This is a genomic window from Candidatus Poriferisodalis sp. (assembly GCF_965204195.1).
GTDB lineage: Bacteria > Actinomycetota > Acidimicrobiia > Acidimicrobiales > Poriferisodalaceae > Poriferisodalis.
The window spans coordinates 3,237,079-3,261,992 of sequence record NZ_OZ241975.1; the positions used below are offsets into that span (position 1 = coordinate 3,237,079).

The following is a 24,914-nucleotide window of genomic DNA, read 5'->3' on the forward strand; positions in this document are numbered from 1 at the left end:
ATAACGCCGGGCCGCTCCCCGTGGATCGAGGAACAGCCCGGCGCAGCCGTCAGCGTTGGCTAGCTACGCCAATTGTGTTGGTAGCAGCCGAGCGTCTTGCCCAAGCGGTTGCTTGTACCGGGTGGGCACGGCGGCTCGCAATCCTCGATCTGAGGATCGAGGTTGCCTTCGACCAATGTGTAGGTGACTCGGCCGATGCCTGAGAACGTGGCGCAGCGAAGCTCGGGCGGATCGTCGGCGTAGAACCAAGCGTCTTCGGCGTAGTAGATGCCGTTCGGGAAATCAGCGTTCTTGAACTGCGGAATCGCCCTCTCGTAGCGGATCTTCCGCCAGTAGCGGGGGGGATCGCATTCGTTCTGCTCGTCGCCGTAGCAGAACTCCTCGCGCTCGATGGCCGCAACGTAGGAAATTGCGCCCTTGTTGCCTTCGGCGTCCAAGTGGTGCCAGTACGTAATGGCGATGCCGTAGCGGGCGCGGCATCCGGCCCCGCATTCTTCCGTTTCGTCGTCGGCCTCTGAGTGTTGGGGCCGCTGCCATTCGGTCTTCAGCTTGTCGCTGTCGCCTGCGCTGTGTTGGGCGCGTACCCAAACCTTGTAGGTGATGCATTGCTTCACCTTGCCGAACGTCACAGACAGCTTGTCTGCGCCGACGGTCTTGGTCTTGGCCTTGCCGCAGTCAGGGTTTACGCGCACCTTGTAGCCGGTCGGCGCGGTGCCGGTCGTGGCTGCCTGCCAACTCACGGTGAGGCCGTTTCCGGCAGCGTCAACCTGTAGCCCGGTAGGCGGCGCGGGCGGCAGCTCTACCGGCTCAGCAGCAGCGGCAGGTCCTGTCGGCGCCAATACCAGCGACAGCGCCGCCACCGCTGCCACTGCGGCTATGCGTCGGCGAATCACGCCGACACAACGGAGAGGGCTAGCCTGCCCCCCCCCCCCCGGCAATAGGCCTTCCCAGAAGCTTCATTTCAGTCTCCGAATATCCCGATTTTCTTGGTGAGCTCTGATGAGCCGCCCGCGAACGCACGCAGCCGACCCACCGGTCGCCACAAGCTACAACACACGCACCGCCAGCAGGTGCGTCTGCTGCACGTGACCCAGACGGCACGGATCCTGCACTGCCGCCCGCGCCTGCGGCTCCGTGCGGGTGTGTCAGAGGCCGAGCGCGGTGATGGGCACCACGGTGGTGCCGTCGGGCCTGTCATAGCCGTAGCCGGTCGCGGTGATGATGAGCAGCTTGGACGGTTCGCCGGCTCGTGACGTGTCGACCTTGTCGCGAAGCCGCAGCAGCGAGCGGGCGGCTTGTTCGATGTCGCGCTCGCCGCCGAGCTTCACTTCCGCGGCGGCCCAGCGGCCGCCGCGGGCCTCGACGTCGCCGCCGGACGAAGTTCTGCATCCACCGATCCCATGCTTGCTCCAATCTCTGGAGCCTGCGCAAAACAGTGAAGATGTTTGCGGGAAGCGGGCTGTCGGCACCTCGGGTCGCCATGACGTGTGGCTCATCTCACCGCGGCAGACTCGACAAGAGCAGGCCCGGCCTTGACTACTGTCGGCGGCACAGCACGGCGGCTCGGCGTCGTCCGGCGGGCGGAAGGAGCCCACATGACCGCAGCAGCAGTACATCGTCCCGGACGGCTGGGCGATCCGGACATGACCATTGCCGACGATCCGCGGGCCGACCCACGCATGATCGCGGTGCTGGAGATGGTGGGCATGGGCGGCCACGGCGAGCCGTCGCCCGCGACGGCAGAGACGTCGATGGAGGATCTGTACGCCTGGGTCAATGAGGCTGAGCCCGGCTTCGAGATGCTCTTCGACGCGCTCTTCGGCGCCTTGCCGGCTGTCGAGGGCGTGGAGTCGCGCACCGAGGTGATCAGCGGCGTCGACGGCAACGACATCAACCTCTACATCCACAACCAGTCGGATGCTGCGGGCCCGCAGCCGTGCGTCTATCACATCCACGGCGGCGGGATGGTGCTGCTGAAAGCATCGGGACAGTCCTATGTCCGCTGGCGGGACGAGCTGGCGGCGCTCGGGCTGGTCGCGATCGGCGTCGAGTTCCGCAACGGCGGCGGCGAGCTGGGCAACCACCCGTTCCCCGCCGGCCTCAACGACTGCGCTTCGGGCCTGCAGTGGGTCGCGGCCAACAAGGATGCCTTGGGCGTGTCGACCATCACTGTCTCGGGTGAGTCGGGCGGCGGGAACCTGACCCTGGCCACCGCGCTCAAGGCCAAGCGCGACGGCTATCTCGAGATGATCGACGGAGTGTTCGCCCAGTGCCCGTACATCTCGGGCATGTACGCGGACCCGCCCGCCGGCCTGCCGTCGCTGCATGAGAACAACCAGTACTTCCTGGACTGCGAGAACATGGGCGGCATCGCCAAAGTGTACGACTTGGGCGGGCCAGACCGCACCAACCCGCTGGCGTGGCCGCTCCACGCCAGCGTGGACGACCTGACCGGGCTGCCCCCGCACGTCATCTCGGTGAACGAGCTCGATCCGCTGCGCGACGAGGGCCTCGCCTACTACCGCAAGCTGGCTGCTGCGGGCAACAGCGTGCAGGCCCGCACGGTCAACGGCACCTGCCATGCGGGCGACGTGATCTTCCGGGGCGCGATGCCCGAGGTGTACGCAGCAACCGCCGCAGCCCTGCGGGATTTCGCCTACTCGGTGTAGCTGCCGCGCCGCGGTGACGCCGCTCGTTCAGAGGCCGAGGACTCGCGCGGCGTGCATTCTTGGGATTGCACACCGCGCAATCTTGGGATTCGACGGCCCCGCACCCCTCAGCGGGTAGATCGAACCTTCTGTGATTCCGAAGGCGGTACATACTCTCAGGTGTCAGCCAATCCCAGCACTAAGTCAATTGCGGTGATCGACTTTTCCATCGAGCGCTCAACTGCATCTTCGCGGTGAACAGCGGCTATCACTTGCAACGCGGATCGCAAGCCGAGCCCCTGAGTCGGGTTACCGAGAGTAATCGTTTGACTTACATCTTCATCCGCTGCCAAATAGACTTCCGGTGCCAAGCACTCGTGGTCGGCATCAGCAAGAGCTCTCCAAGCATCAGATAACTCTTGCCAATAGGAAGAGATCTGAGAACATAGTACTCGTCGCTGACCGAATGCAAGATACTCGTCATGATGATTATTCCAGAATTCCGATGCCTGCTCGGTACTCATCGACCTGTCATCGGCGATGGCCTGCGCATTAAACCAAATGGCCTCGCTTGGCTCATTTCTCTCATGCTTCATTGTGGCGCCCTCTGCGTAAATTGAACGAATTCAGTAGTTGACATTGGCTCTGCATCCCAGCAATATGCCGATCGATAGGCACGTCATCGGATTTGCCGAATGTAACCATCTTCTCCCCACGCTCTATCCGCCGTCAGTACGACAGAATCAAGTCGGCTCGCCAGAGCCAAGCACAACCGATCCGCCAGTGACAATCCCTCGCCGCGAACATAGCGATGAGCTGCCCATTCTGCATCGTCTCGACTCACGGGCACCACGGTTACCAATTGACGATCTAACAAAAACTCTACCACGACTTCGAGACTGCGTCCCTTGTCAAGCACCTGCTGACAAACTTCGGACCAGTTTGCCGCTCCGCAGAGTGCAGTGTTTTCCAATATGGCGCGTTCTACAAGATCGGCGCCCGATTCGTCTTGCAGGTACGCGAGGACAGCTGATGCATCGAGCACGACGCTCATAATTCGTCTTCTTCGGCTGCTGCTTTCCGTCTCGCCTTGAGCAGATCTCCGAGCATGTCGGTGTCCCCTAAGTATTCTCGTAACGAACGTAACGCAGCTGAGTAGTCTCCTTTGTCGCGTTCAGTCGCAGCCATATTCTTGACGCAAGCGCGAATCGCTGCCACCAGAGCCATCACCCGGGCGTGGACAGTTGCAGTGATGGCTGCTTGCGGCCTACTGGCGGGAACCTCGGCGGACGTGGCTTGCCCATTCATCGTGGTGCTTTCTGTTGTGTCGGCTGATGTGATGTATCTCCAAAACTGGGATCTTCCGAGTCCAAGCTAGCTCTGCTGCTGTTGGCGAGTGAGTTGAGCGTAGAAGTCGGCGGCCGCTTGCCCATGACGGACTCGGCGGAGCCTCCCGTTGAGGTCGTCCCGGCTGATCGATGGACTGCCGGGGGTTTGAGGTCGAAACGCATGCACTTGGGCAGCCAGCGGCGCAGCACCCGTTGGTGCGCTCGTCGGACGGACGCCGCCAGCAGAGACAGTGAGAGCCGCAGAACACCACCTTCGTGCCGAGCGCGTCTTCGATGTCGGCACAGCGGACCCTTTCGCGGCCGTCGTCGCTGGAGAGCGCCACACGAGATCAACCCGATGTGCTCGCGGCCGTCATCGAACGGCCCTTTGACTACCGGACTCCCAACCTGACTCCGCGATCCACCAAGCACCGCCGAACTGCTCACGCCCCGCATCCTGCCACGGCAATGCTCGCGCGCCAGCGCCTTTTTCGGTGCGGGCCGCCCACAGCGTTCGGGGCGCAGCTCGCTCGCCCTCGCAACTGAGCACCTCGGCACGGAAAGCTGCCGCAACCGGCGAGGGATGCACCAGCAAGCCCCAGCGCCTGGCGTCTGAAGCGCATGATGCCGGGCTCATCGCCGGCAGGCTTGGCAGGTACATTTGGGCAGCTTGCATAAACAAACAACAGATTCCAAGCGCATCGGTTGAGGCGGCATCCATGTTCACAGCGATGAAACTGCAGAACTTCAAGTCTTGGGCAAATACCGGTGAACTTCGCCTCGCACCCATCACCGGTTTCTTCGGCGCCAATAGCTCAGGCAAGTCCAGCCTGCTACATTCGTTCGTCTTGATGAAACAAACTGCACAGTCAAACGACATCAGTAGCGCGCTTAACCTCAGCGGTCATCACTCAATAATCGACTTTGGTAACCTGTCACAAGTATGTCATGGCAACCTTCTCAGTAATCTGGGAATGATGTTCACTTGGGATGTTCCACCACTTGACGCCGCGCTAGCACTACTCACCTCTCACAGTCCTCCAACCACCAGCGACTTCAACGAAGCGTATAGCAGCATCCTGCTTCAGGACGACGTGCAGTTTCAGTTCCTTATGCCAGCCTTGGGTGGTCACGCCAAAAGTTTGCGATATCAATCAGGGCCCGGCGTCATCGAGTACGCAGAAACTAGCGGACCTACGTTGCCAGAGAGCCACAGGTACCAATTGCGCATGATCGCCGATGAGTCGAGTCCGCCCGACGAGTATATGGAGCACAGCTATTCGGAGTTACCGCCGCCCATAAAGTGCTACGGGTTCTCAAGCGAGGCACGCACGGCTACCAACGCGTCCTCAATACTCAGGTCACTGGAGCACTCATTCGAGCTTCAGTTCCTTCAACGATTGTTCTATTTGGGGCCCCTCAGACAGAGAGCAGCACGCACATACTTGTGGCAGCAATCTGCGCCATTCGATGTGGGCAGTGATGGCTCGCTTGCAATACAGGCTCTGCTGGCAGCACGCGATCGCGGACGTATCAACGCGCGGCAGGTACCAGACGATACAAGCCCGGCTGAACCGATTGCTGTCGACGAACACGTTGCACAGTGGCTACGTGAATTAGGGTTGGCAGAAGTCTTCGAGATTCGCAAGTTAGGCGACAATGATCGCTATGAAGCACTGATCCGAGCGACCCGCGCCGCACGCCCGATATCGCTGACTGATGTCGGATTCGGTGTTTCACAGGTACTGCCTGTACTCGTTCTCTTGGCTTACGCACCCGAAGGCGCAGTAGTGCTCCTTGAGCAACCGGAAATGCATCTACACCCTGCGTCACAGTCTCGGCTCGCTGACATTCTACTAGAAGCGGCCAAGGTGCGGAAGCTTCAGATTCTCGTCGAGAGTCACAGTGAGCACCTGTTGACCCGGCTGCAACGACGTATCGCCGAAGGCAGTGCCAGCAAGGACGACATGGCGCTCTATTTCTGTAGTCATGATGGCCGAGAATCGACTGCTATTCCGTTGGAAGTGAATGACTTCGGCGAAATCGGCAATTGGCCGCCAGAGTTCTTTGGAGACGCTTCAGGTGAAGCTGTGGCGATGGTCGAAGCGCGGACGTATCGCGCAGAATGATCGACTAATCGCCCGCACCACCATTGAGCATGGATCTTCAAGTCATCGACACCAACGTGCTCGTTGCCGCAAACGGCACTATCGACACGCATGCAGACAGCTCGTGCCAGCTGACTTGCGCACAACGGTTGCAGGCGACTCAGGACAACGCTGCCCTCGTCTTGGATGCACAGCAGAACATCATGCGCGAGTACCAGCGACTGGTTGGTGCTGGAAGTCCCAACTCGCCAGCCAAGCGGTTCTTCGTGTGGGCATCGCGAACGGCTCCGAGACTCGATGTGCAGTTGACACCCCACGCGACGCGGACCTTCACTGAATTTCCTGCGAGCGAAGGCCTCCGAGGCTTCGATCCAGACGATCGCATGTTCGTCGCAGCGGCCGCTGTCGCTTCGCAGTCCGGTCCGACAGTCCTTGCCAACGCGCTCGACAACGACTACGCCGAACACCAAACAGCTCTTCAGGAGGCCGGCATCCGGGTTGACGAACTCTGCCCGCAACACATCAAGGTCGAGCCATAACCGCACAGTCACACGGAGTTCCCGACATCGCAGCCACCGCAGCCCTGCGCGACTTCGCCTACTCCATGTAGCTGCCGAGCCGCGGCGGCGGTGCTCACGGCGGACTCACCGAATGCTCAGAGGCCCAAGACTCGGGCGGCGTTGTCGCGCAGGTACTTGCGCTCGATGTGCGGCGGCAGTTCCCAGCCGGCCACGATGCGGCGCAGGTCGGTGAGCGGGCCGCAGTTGGGATAGACGCTGCCGAACAGGATCTGGTCGGGAAGCTGGCGGGCCAGCGCGGTCACGTAGTCCTCCGAGCCGGGGAACCCGTAGTGGACGTACTGGCCGGGCACGATCACCACGTTGGGCTGCTTGTAGGCCACGCCCAGCGTCTCGCGGACGTACGGCCAACCGCCGTGCTGGATCGAGATGGTGAGGCCCCCGAAGTCGGTGGCGACGTGGTCGGCGTATTCCGGGCGGCAGTCGTCTTGGTACGGCCCGAGCAGGCAGCTCATGGTGGTGGACACGATCAGCCCGAGGCGCTGCGCCTCCTCGTAGATCGGGTAGAGATCGCGATCGTCGAACCGGCGGCTGATCTGGGCGGTGGACGGATCGACCGTGACGCCGCGCATGCCCTGGCGGGCCAGCTCGCCGACGGCGGACACTGCGGCCTCGACATCGCTGGGCTCGACCGAGCCGAACCCCACGAATCGATCCGGATGCTCCGAGACGATCTGGCGGATCTCGGCGGAGCCGGTGGGATCCAGCCCGCGGATGCCCGTCGGCCCGGGCACGCCGATGACGCCCAGTGCAATGCCGGCCTCGTCCATCTCGGCGAACATCAGGTCGCGCGACTGGGCCTCGAAGCTGGGGCACGGCTCGAGACCCATCCGCTCGAGGTAGTGATAGGTGGTCTCGGGCGTCCAGCTGCGCGCCCCGATCGGCCGGAACCGGAAGTCGATGACGGCGATGTCGTCCCTGTCACCACCGTCGGCCGGAGGACTCCCGTCGTCGGGCACGGCAGCGATGCTCAGACCGGCGCGTCGGCGGTGATGACGATCTTGCCGAAGAAGCGACGCTCCTCCATGGCCCGGTGCGCTTGCACGCCCTCGGGCAGCGGCACCAGCGAATCGATGACCGGCACCAGCTCGCGTGTCTGCACCATCCGCAGCAGCTCGTCGAGATCGCTGCGCTGCCACCCGTTGGAGCCTCGGATGTCCATCTCGGCGGTCCAGATGAACCGCAGGTCGGTCGGCGGGTCGTAGCCGGCGGTAGCGCCGCAGGTGAGCACGCGCCCTCCCTGGCGCACACAGCGCAGCGAACGGGCCCAGGTGTCGCCGCCGGTGAAGTTGACGACCACGTCGTAGCCGCCCCCGCCGAAAAGGCCGCCGGTCTGCTCGCGGCAGTACCGGGCGATGTCGACTTCGGAGTAATTGATGGTCTCATCGGCACCGAGATCGGCGAGGCGCTGGCACTTCTCGTCGCTTCCTGCGGCGGCGATCACCTTGGCGCCGCGCATCTTCGAGATCAGCAGCGCGCTGGTGCCCACTCCCCCGCTGGCGCCCAGGATCAGCACCGAGTCGTCGGGGCCGACCTCGCCGCGGGTGATCATCATCCGGTGTGCGGTGCCGTAGGCCACCGGCAGGCACGAAGCATCTTCATAGGAAACGTCTTCGTGCAGCGGGATCAGCTGGCTCGCTGCGACCACGACGTACTCGGCGTACGCGCCCCACAGCGTGTCGCCGATCATGGAGAACTTGCCGGTGCCGCGGTCCCACCGCACGGGGTCCACGAGCACCCGGTCGCCCACCGACCATCCCTCGACGTCGGACCCGAACTCGGCCACCTGCCCGGCGGCGTCGCAACCAGGAATGCCGGGCAGCGGCACCTTGATGCCTGGCATGCCCCGGCGGGTGAACACGTCGTGGTAGTTGAGCGAGCAGGCCCGCACCGCTATCCGGACCTCGCCGGGCTGCAGCTCGGGCGTGTCGATGTCGCGGTACGCCAGCACGTCGATATCGCCGTGCTCGTCGAAGACGATTGCCTTCATCACTGAGTCCCCATGTTGCTGGCTGTCATTCCTGTTTCAGGTCGCTGCGGCGCGGTCTCGTTCGATTGAGGCGTCCATTTCAGCCAGCACATCGCCGCGTAGCGCCGTCACTGTGCCGGCATAGGCACGGGAATCCAGAGTCTCGGCTAGCTCTGCTGCTACCACGAGCGCCCTGTCCACCACCGACTCGGGGCTGACGGCTTCGTCCAAGAACCCCGCCTCAGTCGCGCCTGATCCGTCCAGCAGGCGTGCGTTGGCCACGCAGCGCTGCAGGTGACGCCGCGACAGCCGTTCCTTGGAGATGGTCATGGCCCAGTCGGGCAGCGTCAGCGCGATCGCCACTTCGTTCAAGCCGATCTTGACCGGCGCGTCGGGTCCGACGCGGTGGTCGCAGCCGAGCAGCAGCAGGGCGCCGGCGGCGACCGCGTGGCCGGTGCAGGCCGCCACCACCGGCACCGATGCGCCATAGGCCCTCCGCACCATCGCGCCGCCCGCCGAAACGAGCTCGCCGATCGCAGCACGGTCGCCGCCGCGGATCACGTTGAGATCGAAGCCCGCGAAGAACGCCCGATCATTGCCAGCGATGACCACCGCCCCGATCTCATCGTCTGCCTCCGCAATGCCGATCTGGGCATCGAGCGCCGCAAGCATCGGCACCGAGAAGGCATTGGCCTTGCCGTCATCCACCCGGACAAGCAGCACATCGCCGTGCCGCTCTGCCGAAACCGTGCCGTTCCCGTTGTCTGCTGTAGCGCTCATCGCGCGAATGGTACGGCTGCCAAATGGCACCGTGCACGGCCTCGTGCCCACCCCGCAGTCTCGGCATCGACGACCAGCGTCGGCCTCGACCCGATGTCACGGGGCTTCTGTTCGGCGCAGCAGCCATGTGCTCACCGCAGCCCCTGCCCTTGGCGAGCGCCTGCGACACTCGACACGGAGCGTGCGCCTAACGGCATCGCCGCGACGCTAGCCGGATGACGGTGACCGTCTCGAGCGTCGCGCTCGCCGGTTGACACATTCGGCGCGGTTGGCTACGTTGCGCCGCTCGTGACGGCCGAATGCGCATCTAACCTGTCCGGGGGGGGGGGGGGGTAGTCGCGTAGCAGCCGTGCTGCTGCGCCGGCGGCGCGGCGCGGTGTCGGGGCGGGGATGCGCCCGGTGTGGGGGCTGTTGGGACGAGTCGGGTGTGGTGAGCCTGGGCTGGTTGCTGGTGGCGGCTGCTGTGGCGTCGGTTGCTGCTGCGGGCGTGGTGACGGTGCGGTCGGTGGTGGGCGCTGCGGGCGAGTCGGTGGCGGGCCACAGCGCGCGTTTGGCGGCGGCGAATCTGTGGGCGTCGGAGATTCATCGCGAGGCGCAGGCGTCGGCGCCGGGCGATGCCGATGAGGCCGATCGGCTGAACAGGCGACTGGGGTCGCGTTGCGGGCGGGTGCCGCTGGTGTTCGCAGATGCCGGCGGCACGACGCGCTGGAAGCCGGGCATTTTCGCGGGCCGCCCGGGGAATGCGTCGGATCCGCCGAGGTGGGCGGCGTTGCCGTCGTGCGCGTTCTTGGGTCCGCGGTGAGGGGCCGGTTGGGGCTGGCAGCGGCCGCGGTGCTGGTTGCGGTGGGGGTGCTGATGCCGGTGCCCTCCGCAGCGGATGGGGGCGGAACCGCCGAGGGGGCGACGTCGGCGACTGCGCAGTGCGCGCGGGGTTATGTGTACGACTCGGGCAGCGGCGACTGCCACAAGCGCGAGACGGGGCCTGCGGCCGCTGCGTGCCCGGCGAGGATCGGCGGCCATGCGGTGGAGGTGTCGGGCAGCGGGTGCGTGACCAGCTCTGCGCACTCGATGCTGCCGGTCTATGGGTGCGACACGGCGCAGGGATGGGCGCTGGCGGGCGACCCGCCCTATTGTCAGCGCGTCGTGACCCGCAAGGTGTCCACGCGCCGTACGGTCACCGACATGGTCCACTACAGCCAGACCTACACCGTGCGTGTCGCGACCGTGGTGACTGAGCATGTGCGCTATGCGGTGCGCAAGCGGGTGCCGCCGTTGACAGTGCGGGTGCGGGTGCCGCCGCTCACCAGGACCTACATGGGCATGGAGACCTACACCTACACCGCGCGGGTGCGCTACTGCGCGAAATGGGGCGTGGTGCTGGGCCAGTCGGTGTGCACCAAGCACAGCTACCGCAACGAGCAGCGCACCGGAGTGCGCGAGACGCTGCACGTCGAGCCGGCGTACCACTACGAGAACCGGCCTGCGTACAACTATCGCACCGAGATGGTGTGCTGCAAGCCGGTGACCCGCACCGAGTACCACGACGAGACCCGCACCCGTCAGGTGTGCTGCCGGCCGGTGACCCGCACCGTCACCACCACGCGCACCGTGCGTGACACGCAGTCTGCGGTGCCGTCCGCGGCATGCACCGTCGCGGGCTATGCGATGAACTCGTCGTCGAGGTGCGAGCGGCCCGCCGGCGCCCGCCTCGGCGCGGTCGCCTACAGCTGCGCTGCGGGCTGGACGGCAGTCTCGGGCGACCCCAGCACCTGCGAGCGCACCCTCACCGGTGACCCGCGATGGACATGCGCCGCTGGCCAGTCGATCGACCGGGCCACCACGCCGCCGCACTGCCACCCCGACCCAGACGACGACACCGACGACACCGACACCGACGGCACCGGCACCGGCACCGGCACCGGCACCGACGATGACACCGACGATGACACCGACGATGACACCGACGGTGGCGACGGCGACGACTGCTCGGAGGCGCTGGGCGTGCTGGGCTCGGGGACGGTGACGCGCAGCGGGGTGTGGGCTGCGGGCTGCGAGTCGTCCCAAAAGCACACCGACCAGGTGCCGTACTGGGCGTACAGCTACACGCTCTCGGTGACCGCCGCGGCGACGCTCGACATCGACGCGGCCTCGGCGGGGGACCCCCACGTGTACGTCACCAGCAGCGACGGCACGGTGGCCGGCTCCGATGACGACTCGGGCCCTGACGGCCGCGACAGCCGCATCCGCGGCCTGTCGCTCACAGCGGGCGCCTACACGATCGAGGTCACCACCGGCACCGAGCGCGCCACCGGCACATTCACCCTCACCCTCACCACGACCTTCGACGAGCCCCCGGTCGTCATCACCGATCTCGCCGACGGCACCGGCCACGGCGCAGCAGGAACGACGGTGAGCGCGTCTGACGAGTTCACCGTCGAGCCCGCCGCCGCGGCCTGCACCGCCACCGCTGCGGCTGCGGGGGCGAAGCCGAAGGTGACCGCGGGCCCGGCTGCGGACAAGCGCGTCGTGTCACTGGCTCTGGCAGTGCCGTTCAGCCACACCGTCACCGTCGCCTGCGACGCGCCGGGCCGCTCGCGCGCTGCCGCCCGGGCGACCCTGGCGGGGCGCCTGCGGGCGGTGTCGGTCACCGGCCTGGACGACGCCGCTCCCGCCGACGGCGCCAGCTACGCGCTGGACAGGTTCACCGTCAGTCCCGCCTCCGCGCGCTGCGTCGGCACCGCGGCGGGCCGCGGGGCGGGCACACCGTGGGTCAGCAGCCTGTCCGCGACACGCACCGTGGTCGTGCTCCTGCGGCCCGGCGCCGCCGCGGTCGTCACCGTCACCTGCACCGCCCCCGGACACAGCCCCGGCACCGCCAGCGCACTGTTCTCCACCCAGCTGCCCTGCAACGACCACCTCGGCACCCTCGCCGCCGCGCGGACGGTCCGCAGCGGCACCATCACCGCCGACGCTGCCTGCATCTCCGCGAAGCGCAGCCCCGGCACCCACTACGCACGCCGCCACACCTTCACACTCGGCGCGCCCGGGTGGGTCACCGTCGACCTCGCCAAGACCACCACGAGCAGCCTCGACCCCTACGTGCTGCTGCTCAACGGTCACAGCAGCGACGGCTCAGGCACCGCGCTCGCCAGCGACGACAACTCCGGCACAGGCACCGACAGCCGCATCGCTCGCAGGTTCCTCCAGCCCGGCCCCTACACGATCGAGGCCACCACCTCGGGTCCCGACGGCCGAGGCGCCTACCGGCTGACCATTGCCGTCGACTACCGCATCACGATCACCGGCCAGCCCGAGAAGCTGATCGGCGAGGTCGGCAAGCCGATCACGGGCTCGTGGTCCTACAGCCCGGCCGCTGCGAGGCTGTCGGTCGCGTCGGCGGTCCCCGGCGGAATCACCGCGAGGGCGTACGGCGACAGCGGCGACGCGTCGCTGGTCGCGGTCGCGACCCGCGCCGGCGACTACACCGTCACCGTCAAATACGCCAACGGGCCCCGCACCCGCACCCAGCCCACCACTGTCACCGCGGTGGTCGTGGACCGCAGCTGCGCCCACAGCGACGGGCACCGGGCGCGTCGGGTGCATCACCACGACCCCGGCCGCGGCCACACCAACTGCCAAGCCCACACCCCGCCCGCGTGCAAGAACGCGTATTCCAACCCTTGGATCCCCGGCCACGAGCACCTGTCGCGCAACCTGAGCGGCTGCAATTACAAGAACAACAGAGGCATCGTCAACGTCGAGGAACTCCCCTGGACCCCGTACGACGTTGATCTCGGCGGCCGGCCCGTGTTCTGTACGGATGTCTCGCCGATTGAGTTTCCTGACCCTGGGGATCGGCTCAAGATGTGCATGGATCGCCACAATCTTGCGGTGGTGACGTTGACGAGCGGGTTCAACTTGGACATGTGGATTGCCGAGTACACGGCGGACACGCGTCGCAGCATCTCGACTGAGTTGCGCAAGGATCTCAAGGCGATCCAGCACGCGATCGAGAACGAGGAGACGATTCTCGTCGGCACCGGGGACTACACGCGCCCGACCGGGGACAAGGGTCTCGATGACGCGATCGTGAAGCTCATTTGCGGTGAGGTCGTCGAGTTCGGCGTCGATCGAGGCGTCGACGCGGCCGCGAAGCGAGTGGGCGGCTGGGCCCAGAACAGGTTCCCTGCCGGGACGGTGCTGCGGGGCGCGGTGCGGCTGAGCACCGTGCTGAGTTTCGCTCAGACCGCGCTGGGGGTGCTGTGGGAGAACTTCGCGACGGACGCGGCGTGCGGCTGAGATGCCGTTCTGTCCTCGCGAGCCTCGGCTGGATGCACCGCCCGCCAAGCTCGGCGGAGGCATGGTTCTGGGAACGGCGAGTGCATCAATCGGTCTTCGGGGAAGAAGGGCGTTGCGTGAGATGACGGCATGTGAGAGGGCGGACAGATCGTGACCTCGGCAGGCGACTCGGACGGCGGCGGGCTGCGTGATCGCACCGCCGGCCGCGCCGCGGACGGGCGTGTCCGGTGGGTTGTGATCGCCGTGGCCGTTGTTGCGATGCTCGCGGTTGTGCTGGCGGCTTGGATGTGGATGCGTGACGGCGGCGATCGCGTCGCAGCGCTGCCGGACGCGGAGGCTGTGTGGACACAGATCGCATCTGAGGTGCCCGTGGATCCTGATCGGCGCTACAGCGACGAAGAACTCGGGCTGTTTGGTTTGGTTGATCGCGTGATCTTCGACACGCCGTTTTATGTCAGATTCCGTACTGCCGAGGATGCCGGCAAGGCGGACGCTAGTCGCGACGAGTATATTTCATCGGTTGCGTCGGGTCATGAGCGTGAGCGGCTCGCCTTTGAGCGCGAAATCGAGGACGCTGTCCATAGTGCATACAGTTCTCTGCCTTCGGACCTGGGAGCGGGAGGCTTGCTTGAGGCGGCATTCGTAGATGCGATGAGGGAATGCGCGGCAGACCGGGGTTATCCCAATATCAATCCCATGGGAGCGTCGGAGGAAGAACGGGCCTACTATGAATCCGAGTTCGGACTGTCGTCTGAGAGCTTCTACGACTTGCGGCTTGAGTGTGCTCAGCGGGCTGCGAGTTATCCCACTCTCGACTCCGAGGTGCGGGACGAACTGCTCTACCGTGTCAGAAAGCACTATCTCGAAGCGGCGCATGATTATCTCGGCAACTATGACATTGTAGAGATCCCGATCGAGCATGATGAGAGCGTTATCCACCCGTTGGAGGAGTCGTACATCCGGTACTGTCTTGAATGGCTGGCCGCTGATCGGGAGTCGTGCGCTGACCAGTACCGGGTGGAGCTGACCGAGGAACAGAAAGCAGCGCCTGTCCCCGAACGAGAACCAGTCGACGAGACAACGCCGTACCCGCTGGTGGGGCAGCCCTGCGGGTTCTCGCCGATTCCGGGCGATGTCATCATCGATCGCGATGGCCGTTTCTGTGACAAGTTCGAGAATCTGGAGTTCAGGATCAATCATCCCGATACGAAGGAGAGCCGGTCGTATGTGGGCAACTTCTTTTACGGCGGGCCGAGGCTGTTGAACTGTCCCGACAGCTGGGCGATCGACGGCGAGGGAAAGTGCCGCTATCCCCACCCTGAGGACGCAGCGAAGAGAGAGGCTTTCCTCGAAGCGCATCCGGAGGTGGCAGAAGGGCCGCCGCTGATCAGCTCGTTCTATCCGGGCAGGGACTGATCTTCGGCGGAGCATCTGTCGAGCGGCGAGACGACAGAGGCCCCGCGCCGGGAGCTGTGGATCACGCTGAGCCCCGATTCGAGGCCGAGGTCGTTGGGCTGCTACGGCAGCACCGGCCGCCAGAGCCGCTACGCGGGCCGTCACGCGTTCCGTTTGCTGGCTGCGAGGTCCCCTACGGGAACGCGGCCCGGGGAGGGGTTTATCGGTGAGTGGCTGGAAGCGGCCCGCGCCGCCTAGCCCTGCGAAGCTCTCCTGCTCGCCAACGCGTCGTCCGTTCGCTGTTCGGCCTCGTGCCCGCCCACGCAACCTCGGCGTCAACAGCCGTCATCGGCCTGAACTCGATGTCATGGGGCTTCTGTTCGGCGCAGCAGCCGCTCTGGTTAGGGTTCGGCCATGGCCACTCTTGTTGCTGATGTCGACATGCCTGAGGTCGGCCTCGGAGGCGATGAAGGCGAGGACGAGCGGCGAGAGGCGCTGATCGGGCTCGCTGAGCGCAACTGGATCGCCCGCACCCCGCTGGGGTACGTCATCACCCGTCATGCGGACGTGACCGCCATGCTGCGCGACAAGCGCTGGTTCAGCGCCATCGGCCTCATCGCGCAGATGCAGGGCGTCGACGACGCCGAATGGAACCGTCGCAGCGGGCAGAACATCCTGGGCATGGAGGGCGACGAGCACCAGCGGCTGCGCCGGCTGGTCGGGCCGGCGTTCACTCCCAAGGCCGCCGAACGGCTGCGCCCGTTCATGGCCGAGGTCATCAATGATCTGCTCGACCCGCTGTGTGCTCGCGGGCACGGCGATTTCGTCACCGAGGTCTGCGAGCCGTACCCCATTCCGATCATCTGCGAGCTGCTGGGCGCACCCCGCGACGACTGGGAGCTGTTCAGCCGTCTCGCCACCGACATCTTCCGGGTGTTCAACGGCAATCTGGCACGCGACCTGCACACGATCATGTCCGCGCAGGACGAGATGGGCGCCTACATGTCCAAGCTCATCGCCGAGCGGCGGGCCGAGCCTCGCGACGACCTGCTCTCGGACCTGATCGCTGCGGAAGAGGAAGGCGACCGGCTGAGCACCGAGGAGATGCAGTCGCTTGCCAACGCCGTGCTGCTCGCCGGCACCGACACCACGCGTAACCAGCTCGCCTGCGCTGTGGAGCTGTTCGCTCGCTGCGGGGACCAGCTCCGGCTGCTGCGCGACGAGCCGTCACTCGCACCCCAGGCTGCCGAAGAGGTCATGCGGCACTTCGGCGCCATCCGGGGCACCGCCCGCTACGCCAGCGAGAACGTCACCTACCGCGACATCGAGTTCCCGGCCAGCACGCTGATCTTTCCCAGCTTCACCGCCGCCAACCATGACGAGACGCAGTTCGATCAGCCGATGCGTTTCGACATCACACGCCGGTCGAGCGCGCCGCACATGACCTTCGGCAGCGGCATCCACTACTGTCTCGGCGCGTTCCTGGCACGAGCCGAGCTGCAGGAGGCCCTCAAAGCCGTCGCGAAGCGAATGCCGGACCTGCGCCTCGACGGCGACGTGGAATGGAAGCCGGTGTCCAACGGCATCTGGGGGCCGTCGACACTGCCGATCAGGTTCACGCCGGGGCACTGAACCCCCGCAGCCACGCTGATGGGCCGCCTGCCCGACGTCTTCGAGGTCACGTCGGGCCAGGCCGCATCTAGCCCAGCGGTACCCAGCGAGGTCGGGAGCACCCCGCGCGAGCGCGTCCGCTGGGGACGGGTGGTGCTGGTGGCTCTTTCGGGGGTGGTGTCGCACGTCTTCGGCCGGGCCACGGTCGGCGTGCTGGTGCCCGCCATGGCCGACGATCTCGACCTCAGCGACACGCTCATCGGCGCGCTCGGCTCGGCCAACATGGGCGCGTACTTCACCGGCGTGATCATCGTCACGTTCACTGCCGGTCGAATCGAGCCGTTCACCTTGCTGCGCGCCGGCATCGTCACTTCCACCGTGGGCCTTGCGGTGATCGGCACCGCGTCGAGCCCGGCAGCCGTGGTGATCGGCACTGCATTGGCCGGTCTCGGCGGCGGCGGCATCTGGCTCACAGCGCCAGTGATCGCCAGCGAAGGCGTGCCGGCGAGCCGCCGCGGCGCCGCTCTCGGCACGCTCACCGCCACCATGGGCGCCGCGCTCATCGGCGTGCCGCTCGCGACCACTGCCCTGCGCAGCATTGCGGCCGACGATGCGATCTGGCGGCCCGTCTGGGTGGCTCAGGCTGCGCTGTCGGTGGTGCTGTTTGCGGCGCTGTCGGTGTTTGTCCGGGCTCGGCGCACTGAACGGGTGGCCGGTGCCGGCGGATTCGGGGCACTGTTCCGGATTCACGGGTGGAAGCGCGCTGTCGCGGCGTACATGGCCTTCGCGTACATGGCGTCTTCGTTCGCGAACTTCTTGGGGCGAGCGCTGGAGGGCGATCACGAATTCAGCCGCACCGCCGCGACGCTCGTGTTCTCGTGGATGGGCGCGGGTTCGATCGTTGGGGCGCTGGCCTTCGGACGGCTCAGCGATCGCATCGGGCGGCCCGCAACCATGGCCACTGTCATGGCCTTGAGCGCCGGTGCCGCCGTGGTCATGGCGACGCGTGCGCCCAGCGCCATGATCCTCGTCGCCGTGGTGGTTTTCGGCGCAGCGTCGTTCTCGTTCCCGTCGCTCACCGCGACGTTCGTGAGCGATCACGTCTCCGACCGCACGTTCGCCGCGGTGCTCGGCTCGATGACGATGTTCTACGGCCCTGCGTCGGTGATCGGCCCGGCCGCGAGCGGGTGGCTCGCCGACCGGACGAGCAGCTTCAGCACGACCTATTCGGTCATCGCTGCTCTTGCCCTCACCGCATGCATCTGCATGGCGACGATGCGCCGAAGGGATGGTGTGGCGCCGCAGACGACGCCGCTGAACTGAGCGTCAGCTCAGCTCATCAGCTGCTTTTTCATGGCAGCAGCGGTTGCCAGCTTGAGGGACCGGCTCGGACCGATCTCGATGGACTCGCCGGTCTGCGGGTTGCGACCCATGCGGGCACCACGCTCAGACATGGAGAAGGAGCCGAATCCCGGCCAGGTCACTTTGCCGCCGGCTTTCGCTTCGGCCGCAACGAGATCGAAGAACGCTGACAGCGTCTTCTCTGCGTCGCTCGCAGTCACACCGGCTTCGGCGGCTACTGCCTTGATGGTCTCTGCTTTGTTCGCCACAGTCCAGTTCCTCTCTGAAACGATTCGGGGTATCACCTCAGCACACAAAAGCCCTGAAGTGGTGGAATTGCGGCCCGCTGTCTATCGGCGCGACCCGGCTCTTGCACCCCGCGACGAGCATTGATGCTGCTGGTGGTCAGGCACTCGCATCTTGCGCCTCCGGTGCGGTGGGACCTCGGTGCGTGCTCTTCGCACCGTCGCCCACATCGGTTTTGACGTCAAAGACGTCGCGCAGCCCGTCGCCCACATAGTTCACCGACAGCACCGTGACCACGATGGCCAGCCCGGGCGCCCACACCAGCCACGGCGCGGTGGTCATGAAGCCCTCGTTGCCGCCGAGCATGTTGCCCCAGGTGGCGGCATGGACCTGGCTGATGCCCAGCCCGAGGAAGCTCAGCACTGCTTCGGCCAGGATCGCCCCGGCCACCGCCAGCGAGACGGCGACTGTGATCTCGCCGACCAGATTCGGCAGCAGATGACGGAACATGATGCGCGACATCCCGGCACCCATCGCCCGGGCCGCCCTGACGAACTCGTGCTCGCGCAGCGCGAGCGCCCGAGCGCGGATGATGCGGGCCAGAGGCATCCAGCCGAACAGCGACAGCACCAGCACCACGTCGAAGACGCTGCCGCCAAGGATCCGCGCCAGCAGGATCACCACCATCAGCAGCGGTAGTGCGAGCAGCGTGTCGGTGATGCGCATCAGCACGGCATCGACGTGGCCGCCGCGATAGCCGGCCACGAGACCGACGAGCGTGCCGATCACCGACGCCAGCACGGCCACCGACACGCCCACCAACAGCGACACGCGGCCGCCGTGCAGGACACGGCTCAGCGTGTCGCGGCCCAGCGTGTCGGTGCCGAGCCAGTAGTCGGCGCTCGGCCCCACGAGGATGTCGTCGAGGTGTTGCTCGCCGGGCGGGTAGGGGGCAACCACGTCGGCCGCCATCGCCAGCAGCGCGATGAGCACCAGCGCCCCCAGCGCGACCACCGACACGCGCCGGAGCAGGAAACGCTGCCACGCCAGCGCCAGCGGCCCCTGCGCCCGGGTGCGCTCAGCCCGTGCCACGCCGGATCCTCGGGTCGAGCACACCGTAGAGCAGGTCGGCGGCGAAACTCATCACGAACACGCCGCCCGACACGAGCATCACGACCGGAAGCAGGACCGCATAGTCGCCGGCATGAATCGCGTCGAAGAACAGCGTGCCCATGCCCGGGTACTGGAACACCCGCTCGGTCACGATGAGACCGCCCACCAGCAGCCCGATGTCGAGCGCGGCCAGCGTGGTCACCGGAATCAGCGCGTTGCGCACGCCATGGCGCAGCACCACGGCGCGCTCCGACAGCCCCTTGGCGTAAGCCGTCCGCACGTACTCCGCGCCGAGCGCGTCGAGCAGGCTCGAACGCATGTAGCGGCTGTACGCGGCGACGAGCTGCAGCGACAGCGCCATCGCGGGCAGCGCCAGGTGCCGCGCACGGTCCACCAGATCGAAGCCCACTTGGCCGGGCGAGTACAGGCCCGCTGTGGGCAGCAGCGGCGGCGTCACGCCCAGCCAGTTCGCGAAGTACAGGCCGAAGAACAGCTGCAGCATCAGGCCCAGCCAGAACACGGGAATCGACAGCCCGAAGAATGACGTTGTGGTAGCGGCGTAGTCCAGCAGGCTGCCCCGCCGCACTGCCCCCAGCGTTCCCACCGCGATACCGATTAACAGCGACGCGGTGACCGCCACCACCAGCAGCACCAACGTGTTCGCCAGCGCAGTGCGCAGCATCGGCCACACCTCGGCGCCGTTCTGCACCAGCGACGTGCCCAGGTCACCGGTGACGAAGTTGCCGAGCCAGGCGAAGTAACGCTGCCAGAACGGCAGGTCGAGCCCCAGCGCTTCCACGTACGCGGCCCGGTCTGCGGCGGTAATGCGCGGGTTCACGGCGATAAGCGCCGTCGGGTTGGTGATGCTGTCCGCGGCCCAGAACGTAAACAGCGAGATCAGCGCCAAGATCGGCAGCGCTGTCGCGAGCCGGCCGAGCGCGTAGCGAGTCACGACAGCGAATCAACCTCGGAAAGTGTCCACGACAAGCCTGTCCGGCTGTTCGCCTCTTCGGGCTACTCGCTGATGACCGTCCAGTCGTACATATCGAAGAATCCCCCGTACGGGCTGGACGCATAGGCGCCCGGTCCAGATACCGCTGTGGTATCCCACGCCAGCAGATTCGGCAGCACGTACAGCGGAATCCACGGCACGTCGTCGGCCAGGATCTTGCTGAGCTGATGCACCATGTCCAATCGCTTCGCCGGGTCCACCTCGGCGTCGATGGCAAACGCCCGGTCGCTGGCTTCTTGGTTCCGGTAGGCCGTGAAGTTCTGGCCTGTGTAGCCGTTCTCTTCAGTCGGAACGCCGTCGATGTCGTAGTGGCTCGTCACCGACGGGTCGGGATTGGTGCTGTTTGCGAACAGTGCGACGGGGCCGAAGTTCATCACCGGCAGCCGGTTCTGGAATAGCTCGCCCGCGTCGTAGTTGACGATGTCCCATCCGATGCCGAACGGCGCGGTCATCTCGGCCACGAGTGCCTGAACGTCCTCACGGCGCTTGTTGCCGGCCGTCGTGTTCCACGTCAGCACCAGTTCCTCGCCCTCCGGATTGACCCAGAGGCCGTCGGGAACGGGCCGTGTCCAGCCTTCGGCCTCGAGCAGCTCGGCAACCTTTTCGGCACTCTGGCCGTACCGGTTGAAGTCGGGCTGGCACCAGTCGCCGAACCCCGGGTTCCAGCCGGCGCATTGCAGCACCTGCGGGTCGGGGATGATCGACCCGAGCGCGACATCGGCGATCTGCTCGCGGTCGAGGGAGTAGGCGAGCGCCTGCCGCACGTTGCGTGTGATCTCAAATCTCCGGTCGGGGGCGATCTGGTTGATCCAGAGACCTTCGATGAACGTGCCCGCGCCGACTTCATAGGTCAGATCGCCGGTGATGCGTTCGCGGGCGCCCGGGAACGGCTGCGGGAACGCCGCCATCGCTTCGCCGGTCTGCAGCGCGAGTATCTCGGAGTCGGTGTCCTCGCGGGGCACCATCACGACCCTGTCGATGAGCGGAATCCGCTCGACATCCCAGTAGTTGCGGTTCGGCACCAGGATCTGCTGTTCCTGCGACCATGACTCCTGGATCCACGGCCCACCGGAGACGGTGATCTCATCGTTCCACTGGTCGGCGATGTCGGTGTCGGGGCCGAGTTCGTGCGCCGGCAGCAGTCCACCGAACAGCGTCTGCCACGGTGCGTAGGGCTCGTCGAAGGTGACGACGGCCGTGTGGGGGTCGGAGTGGTCAATGTCGCTGATCTGGTCGGCACCGAGCGTGCTCAGTGTGCCGGTGGTGTCGAGCGCCGCCCGCCAGGTGAACCACACGTCGGTGCTCGTGATGGGCGTGCCATCGCTCCAGACCGCATCGGGGTTGAGCCGGTACGTGAGCGTGAAGGTGCCGTCGTCGTCAATGACGAGGCCGCCGTTGTCGATGCTGGGCATCTCGGTGAGCAACGACGACGCCACATAGTTGTTCGACGGATCGAGCTCGGTCAGCCGAGGCAGGACATGCACGAGCGTCGACCACAGGGTCCACGAAGCGTTGGCACACGACGTGACCGGGTTCAGGCACTCGGGCCACTGCTCGACGGCCAGCACGAGTGTGCCGCCGCTGGAACTGTCGCCTTCGTCGGGAGCGCCGGCGGCGTCGGCGGCGCTGGCCGTTGTCTCGGGTGCCGATCCCTCGGTGGACGTGTCACTGCCGCACGCCGCCATCAGCAGCACAGCCAGCGTTGCTGTCACCAGTCGCCAGCCGCGGGAGAACCGCGTCCCTGAAGAGTTCAACGAGCGGGATGAGCCCCGCGCTCGCCCCTGCGCATGAAGCAATGTCATGGGAGAAACGTAACGCTCTGGCACTCGGCCGCGATGTTGTTCCGCGTTGTTCCGAGTCGGTGTCCTGCCAAGCCGACTGCGTGTGCATTGACGACATGGCACGCATGCGGTGAGCGGTTCTGGCAGAGTTTGCGGGATTCAGCCGGGCACTCCGGCTCATTGGCAACCACTGGGGGCATACCGAGGTGCTGGACGGCTACCGGATTCTGGATCTGACCGACGACCGGGGCCATCTCGCCGGAATGCTGCTGGCTCAGCTCGGCGCAGAGGTGGTGCTCTGCGAGCCGCCCAGTGGGCACCGCACCCGTCACCGTGGTCCGTACGTCGATGACGTGACCGACCCGGAGCGCGCTATCGAATTTCTCGTCTACAACCGGGGCAAGCACTCGGTGGTCATCGAGAACCCGGCGCAGATTACCGAGCTCGCCGCTGGCTGTGATGCGGTGGTCTCGTGCGGCGCATTCGACGTCGACCTTGATGCGCTGCGCGCTGCGAGCCCGCAGCTGGTGACCGCGGCCATCACGCCGTTCGGCGAAACAGGCCCCAAGACCGCCTGGGCCGCTACTGACCTCACCATCGCCGCTTCCAGCGGCACGATGTCGCTCACCGGCGACCGCGACCGGGCACCGGTGCGCATCGGGCCGCCGCAGACCTGGCACAACGCTGCGGTGGACACCGCCGGCGCGATCCTCATGGCGCTGCACGAACGGCAGACCTCCGGGCTGGGACAGCACGTCGACACGTCGGCCCAGCAGTCGTTCGTGGACTGCACGCAATTCCAGATGATGGCGGTGCTCACCGGCGGCGAAGTGCCCGTGCGGCTTCCGGGAGCGGTGAACCTGGGCGGCTTCCTGATCCCCTGGGTGTACGAATGCGCCGACGGCTACGTGACCGTCACGTTCCTGTTCGGTCCGATGATCGCCCCGTTTACGAGCAGGATCCTGAGCTGGGCCTGCGAGGAGGGGTTCTGCGAGCCCGAGCTGCGCGACAAGGACTGGGTGGACTTCGGCATGGCCATCGTGGAGGGCCGAGAGTCGATGGACACGTTCGATCAGGCCATCAAGGCCCTGACCTCGTTCGTAGCCACCAAGACCAAGGCTGAGCTGCTGGAACGGGCGCTGGCCGACAACCTGCTCATCGCGCCGATCACCACCACTGCCGACGTGCTCGCCCTCGAGCATCTCGATGTGCGCGACTACTGGCAGCAGGTCGAGATGCCGCGCGCCGACGGTCCCGCGCCGGTGCGGCTCTGCGGGGCGCTCGCCAAGACCACCGGCGAGCCGCTGGCCGACCTGCCGGTAGCCCCCCGGCTGGGTGAGCACACGGCCCACTACCTCGGCAGCGGCAGCTCCGCCGGGCCGGTGATCACCGCGCGCCCACGGGCAGAGGCCGCACCCGCGGGGCAGCAGATGGAGCGCCCGCTCGACGACATCAAGATCCTCGACTTCATGTGGGCGCTGGCAGGCCCCGGCGCCACGCGCACGCTGGCCGACTACGGCGCCACCGTGGTCAAGGTCGAGAGCGAGCTGAAGCCCGACGTGCTGCGCGGCGTCCACCCGTTCATCGGCGAGGAAGGCGGGCAGGAGAACGCCCTGCAGTTCCACTCGATCAATGCCGGGAAGATGGACCTGACGCTCGACCTGTCGCTGCCCGAGGCGCGTGCGGTGATCCTTGACCTCGTGGCGTGGTGCGACGTGCTCACCGAGTCGTTCTCGCCGAAGGCCATGGAGAACTGGGGCCTCACCTACGAAGTGCTGCGCGAGGTGAACCCCGAGCTGGTCATGTTCTCGAGCTGCCTGATGGGCCAGACCGGGCCGATGCGCATGTACGCCGGCTTCGGCACGATGGCAGCGGCCATCGCCGGCTTCTACCCGGTGACGGGATGGCCCGACCGCATCCCGGCGGGGCCGTTCACCGCCTACACCGACTACATCTCGCCGAAGCTGGGCGTGATGCTGATCCTGTCGGCACTGGCCGAGCGCGACCGCACCGGGCGGGGTCAGCACATCGACTTCGCCCAGATGGAGGGCGCGCTGCATTTCCTGGCAACCGAGTTCGCCGACGAGGAGATCAATGGCCGCACGGCGGGCCGGGCCGGCAACGCCGACCGCCACATGTGCCCCCACGGCGTGTACCCCGCGGCAGGCGACGACCGCTGGGTAGCGATCGCCTGCGAGACCGAGGCGCAGTGGGACGCCCTGGCGGCGCTGATGGCTGAGGCTGCGGCCGGCAACGCCGAACTGGAACAGGCGCTCGACTCGCTGAGCGCCGGTGCAAACGGGGGCCTTGCAAACCTCGACGCAGACGGCCGTCGAGCGCACGCCGAGGCCATCGACGCTGCAGTCACGGCGTGGACGGAGCCTCAGGCAGCAGCCGACATCGAGGCAGCGCTCCAAGCATGCGGCGTGCCGGCCCACCGTGTGAACGACGCAGCAGATCTGATGGCTGACCCGCAGATCGTGGCTCGCGATCACTTCCTGTCGGTACCGCACGCCAAGCACGGCCACACCTGGGTCGAGAACAGCAACTTCGAGCTGTCACGCACGCCCGGTCGGCCGCTGTGGGGCGGTCCGATGTTCGGCGAGCACAACATGGAGGTGCTCGAAGGCATCCTCGGTTACGACGCCGACAAGATCGCCGAACTCGTCATAGCCGGCGCCCTCGCCTGACACTCAGCGCATTCC

20 protein-coding genes are annotated in these 24,914 nt (G+C 66.2%); 9 read left to right on the forward strand and 11 right to left on the reverse strand.

The annotated features are described in order from the left end of the window. Positions 1–59 precede the first annotated feature (59 nt). Both ACOGI8_RS14500 and ACOGI8_RS14505 read right to left on the reverse strand, forming a co-directional pair. Positions 60–893 carry a fibronectin type III domain-containing protein gene (locus ACOGI8_RS14500; RefSeq protein WP_419854503.1) on the reverse strand — a complete coding sequence of 278 codons (834 nt, stop codon included), beginning with the start codon at positions 891–893 and terminating at the stop codon, positions 60–62. A 252-nt stretch (positions 894–1,145) separates the two neighbouring features. Continuing rightward, a complete protein-coding gene (locus tag ACOGI8_RS14505) occupies positions 1,146–1,328 on the reverse strand; it encodes a NagC family transcriptional regulator (protein WP_419854504.1) in 183 nt (60 codons plus the stop codon). A gap of 267 nt (positions 1,329–1,595) precedes the next feature. On the opposite strand from ACOGI8_RS14505, the gene ACOGI8_RS14510 reads away from it, so the two are divergent. Beyond that, positions 1,596–2,669: an alpha/beta hydrolase fold domain-containing protein gene (locus tag ACOGI8_RS14510; RefSeq protein ID WP_419854505.1), complete on the forward strand. Its 1,074-nt coding sequence runs from the start codon at positions 1,596–1,598 to the stop codon at positions 2,667–2,669. 155 nt (positions 2,670–2,824) lie between these two features. Here the strand turns inward: ACOGI8_RS14510 and ACOGI8_RS14515 are convergent, their stop codons facing one another. Both ACOGI8_RS14515 and ACOGI8_RS14520 read right to left on the reverse strand, forming a co-directional pair. Next, entirely contained in the window at positions 2,825–3,244 is a 420-nt protein-coding gene (locus ACOGI8_RS14515; RefSeq protein WP_419854506.1) for a hypothetical protein, read from the reverse strand. An 83-nt stretch (positions 3,245–3,327) separates the two neighbouring features. Continuing rightward, the gene (locus ACOGI8_RS14520) at positions 3,328–3,702 is read right to left on the reverse strand and encodes a type II toxin-antitoxin system VapC family toxin (RefSeq protein WP_419854507.1); all 375 of its coding nucleotides are present in this window, start codon (positions 3,700–3,702) and stop codon (positions 3,328–3,330) included. A 993-nt stretch (positions 3,703–4,695) separates the two neighbouring features. Here ACOGI8_RS14520 and ACOGI8_RS14525 point away from each other — a divergent pair. Then, complete coding sequence (locus ACOGI8_RS14525) at positions 4,696–6,105, forward strand: DUF3696 domain-containing protein (RefSeq protein ID WP_419854508.1); 1,410 nt, start codon at positions 4,696–4,698, stop codon at positions 6,103–6,105. 29 nt (positions 6,106–6,134) lie between these two features. Then, the gene (locus tag ACOGI8_RS14530; protein ID WP_419854509.1) at positions 6,135–6,623 is read left to right on the forward strand and encodes a hypothetical protein; all 489 of its coding nucleotides are present in this window, start codon (positions 6,135–6,137) and stop codon (positions 6,621–6,623) included. Positions 6,624–6,739: 116 nt separating this feature from the next. Here the strand turns inward: ACOGI8_RS14530 and ACOGI8_RS14535 are convergent, their stop codons facing one another. The 3 genes from ACOGI8_RS14535 to ACOGI8_RS14545 are packed head-to-tail and all read right to left on the reverse strand — an operon-like array spanning position 6,740 to position 9,411. Then, entirely contained in the window at positions 6,740–7,621 is an 882-nt protein-coding gene (locus ACOGI8_RS14535) for an amidohydrolase family protein (RefSeq protein WP_419854510.1), read from the reverse strand. Positions 7,622–7,632: 11 nt separating this feature from the next. Next, positions 7,633–8,652: a zinc-binding dehydrogenase gene (locus ACOGI8_RS14540; protein ID WP_419854511.1), complete on the reverse strand. Its 1,020-nt coding sequence runs from the start codon at positions 8,650–8,652 to the stop codon at positions 7,633–7,635. Positions 8,653–8,688: 36 nt separating this feature from the next. Next, entirely contained in the window at positions 8,689–9,411 is a 723-nt protein-coding gene (locus tag ACOGI8_RS14545) for a crotonase/enoyl-CoA hydratase family protein (protein ID WP_419854512.1), read from the reverse strand. A gap of 430 nt (positions 9,412–9,841) precedes the next feature. On the opposite strand from ACOGI8_RS14545, the gene ACOGI8_RS14550 reads away from it, so the two are divergent. The 5 genes from ACOGI8_RS14550 (at position 9,842) to ACOGI8_RS14570 (ending at position 18,039) form a co-directional block, all read left to right on the forward strand. After that, a complete protein-coding gene (locus ACOGI8_RS14550) occupies positions 9,842–10,213 on the forward strand; it encodes a hypothetical protein (protein WP_419854513.1) in 372 nt (123 codons plus the stop codon). Beyond that, the gene (locus tag ACOGI8_RS14555; RefSeq protein WP_419854514.1) at positions 10,210–13,710 is read left to right on the forward strand and encodes a PPC domain-containing protein; all 3,501 of its coding nucleotides are present in this window, start codon (positions 10,210–10,212) and stop codon (positions 13,708–13,710) included. Before ACOGI8_RS14550 ends, ACOGI8_RS14555 begins: the two co-directional genes overlap by 4 nt. A 150-nt stretch (positions 13,711–13,860) precedes the next feature. Beyond that, positions 13,861–15,126 carry a hypothetical protein gene (locus ACOGI8_RS14560; protein ID WP_419854515.1) on the forward strand — a complete coding sequence of 422 codons (1,266 nt, stop codon included), beginning with the start codon at positions 13,861–13,863 and terminating at the stop codon, positions 15,124–15,126. Between the two features lie 393 nt (positions 15,127–15,519). Continuing rightward, positions 15,520–16,737 carry a cytochrome P450 gene (locus ACOGI8_RS14565; RefSeq protein ID WP_419854516.1) on the forward strand — a complete coding sequence of 406 codons (1,218 nt, stop codon included), beginning with the start codon at positions 15,520–15,522 and terminating at the stop codon, positions 16,735–16,737. Between the two features lie 18 nt (positions 16,738–16,755). After that, entirely contained in the window at positions 16,756–18,039 is a 1,284-nt protein-coding gene (locus ACOGI8_RS14570) for an MFS transporter (RefSeq protein ID WP_419854517.1), read from the forward strand. Positions 18,040–18,047: 8 nt separating this feature from the next. On the opposite strand, the gene ACOGI8_RS14575 is transcribed toward ACOGI8_RS14570, so the two are convergent. The 4 genes from ACOGI8_RS14575 to ACOGI8_RS14590 form a co-directional block, all read right to left on the reverse strand. Further along, positions 18,048–18,326, reverse strand: a complete 279-nt coding sequence (locus ACOGI8_RS14575; protein ID WP_419854518.1) for an HU family DNA-binding protein — start codon at positions 18,324–18,326, stop codon at positions 18,048–18,050. Between the two features lie 136 nt (positions 18,327–18,462). Continuing rightward, entirely contained in the window at positions 18,463–19,395 is a 933-nt protein-coding gene (locus tag ACOGI8_RS14580; protein ID WP_419854519.1) for an ABC transporter permease, read from the reverse strand. Then, positions 19,382–20,368, reverse strand: coding sequence for an ABC transporter permease (locus tag ACOGI8_RS14585; protein WP_419854520.1), 987 nt, complete (start codon positions 20,366–20,368; stop codon positions 19,382–19,384). Before ACOGI8_RS14585 ends, ACOGI8_RS14580 begins: the two co-directional genes overlap by 14 nt. 62 nt (positions 20,369–20,430) lie before the next feature. Further along, entirely contained in the window at positions 20,431–22,140 is a 1,710-nt protein-coding gene (locus ACOGI8_RS14590) for an ABC transporter substrate-binding protein (RefSeq protein ID WP_419854521.1), read from the reverse strand. A 275-nt stretch (positions 22,141–22,415) separates the two neighbouring features. Between ACOGI8_RS14590 and ACOGI8_RS14595 the strand changes: the two genes are divergently transcribed. Further along, positions 22,416–24,899, forward strand: a complete 2,484-nt coding sequence (locus tag ACOGI8_RS14595) for a CoA transferase (protein WP_419854522.1) — start codon at positions 22,416–22,418, stop codon at positions 24,897–24,899. Positions 24,900–24,914: the final 15 nt, after the last annotated feature.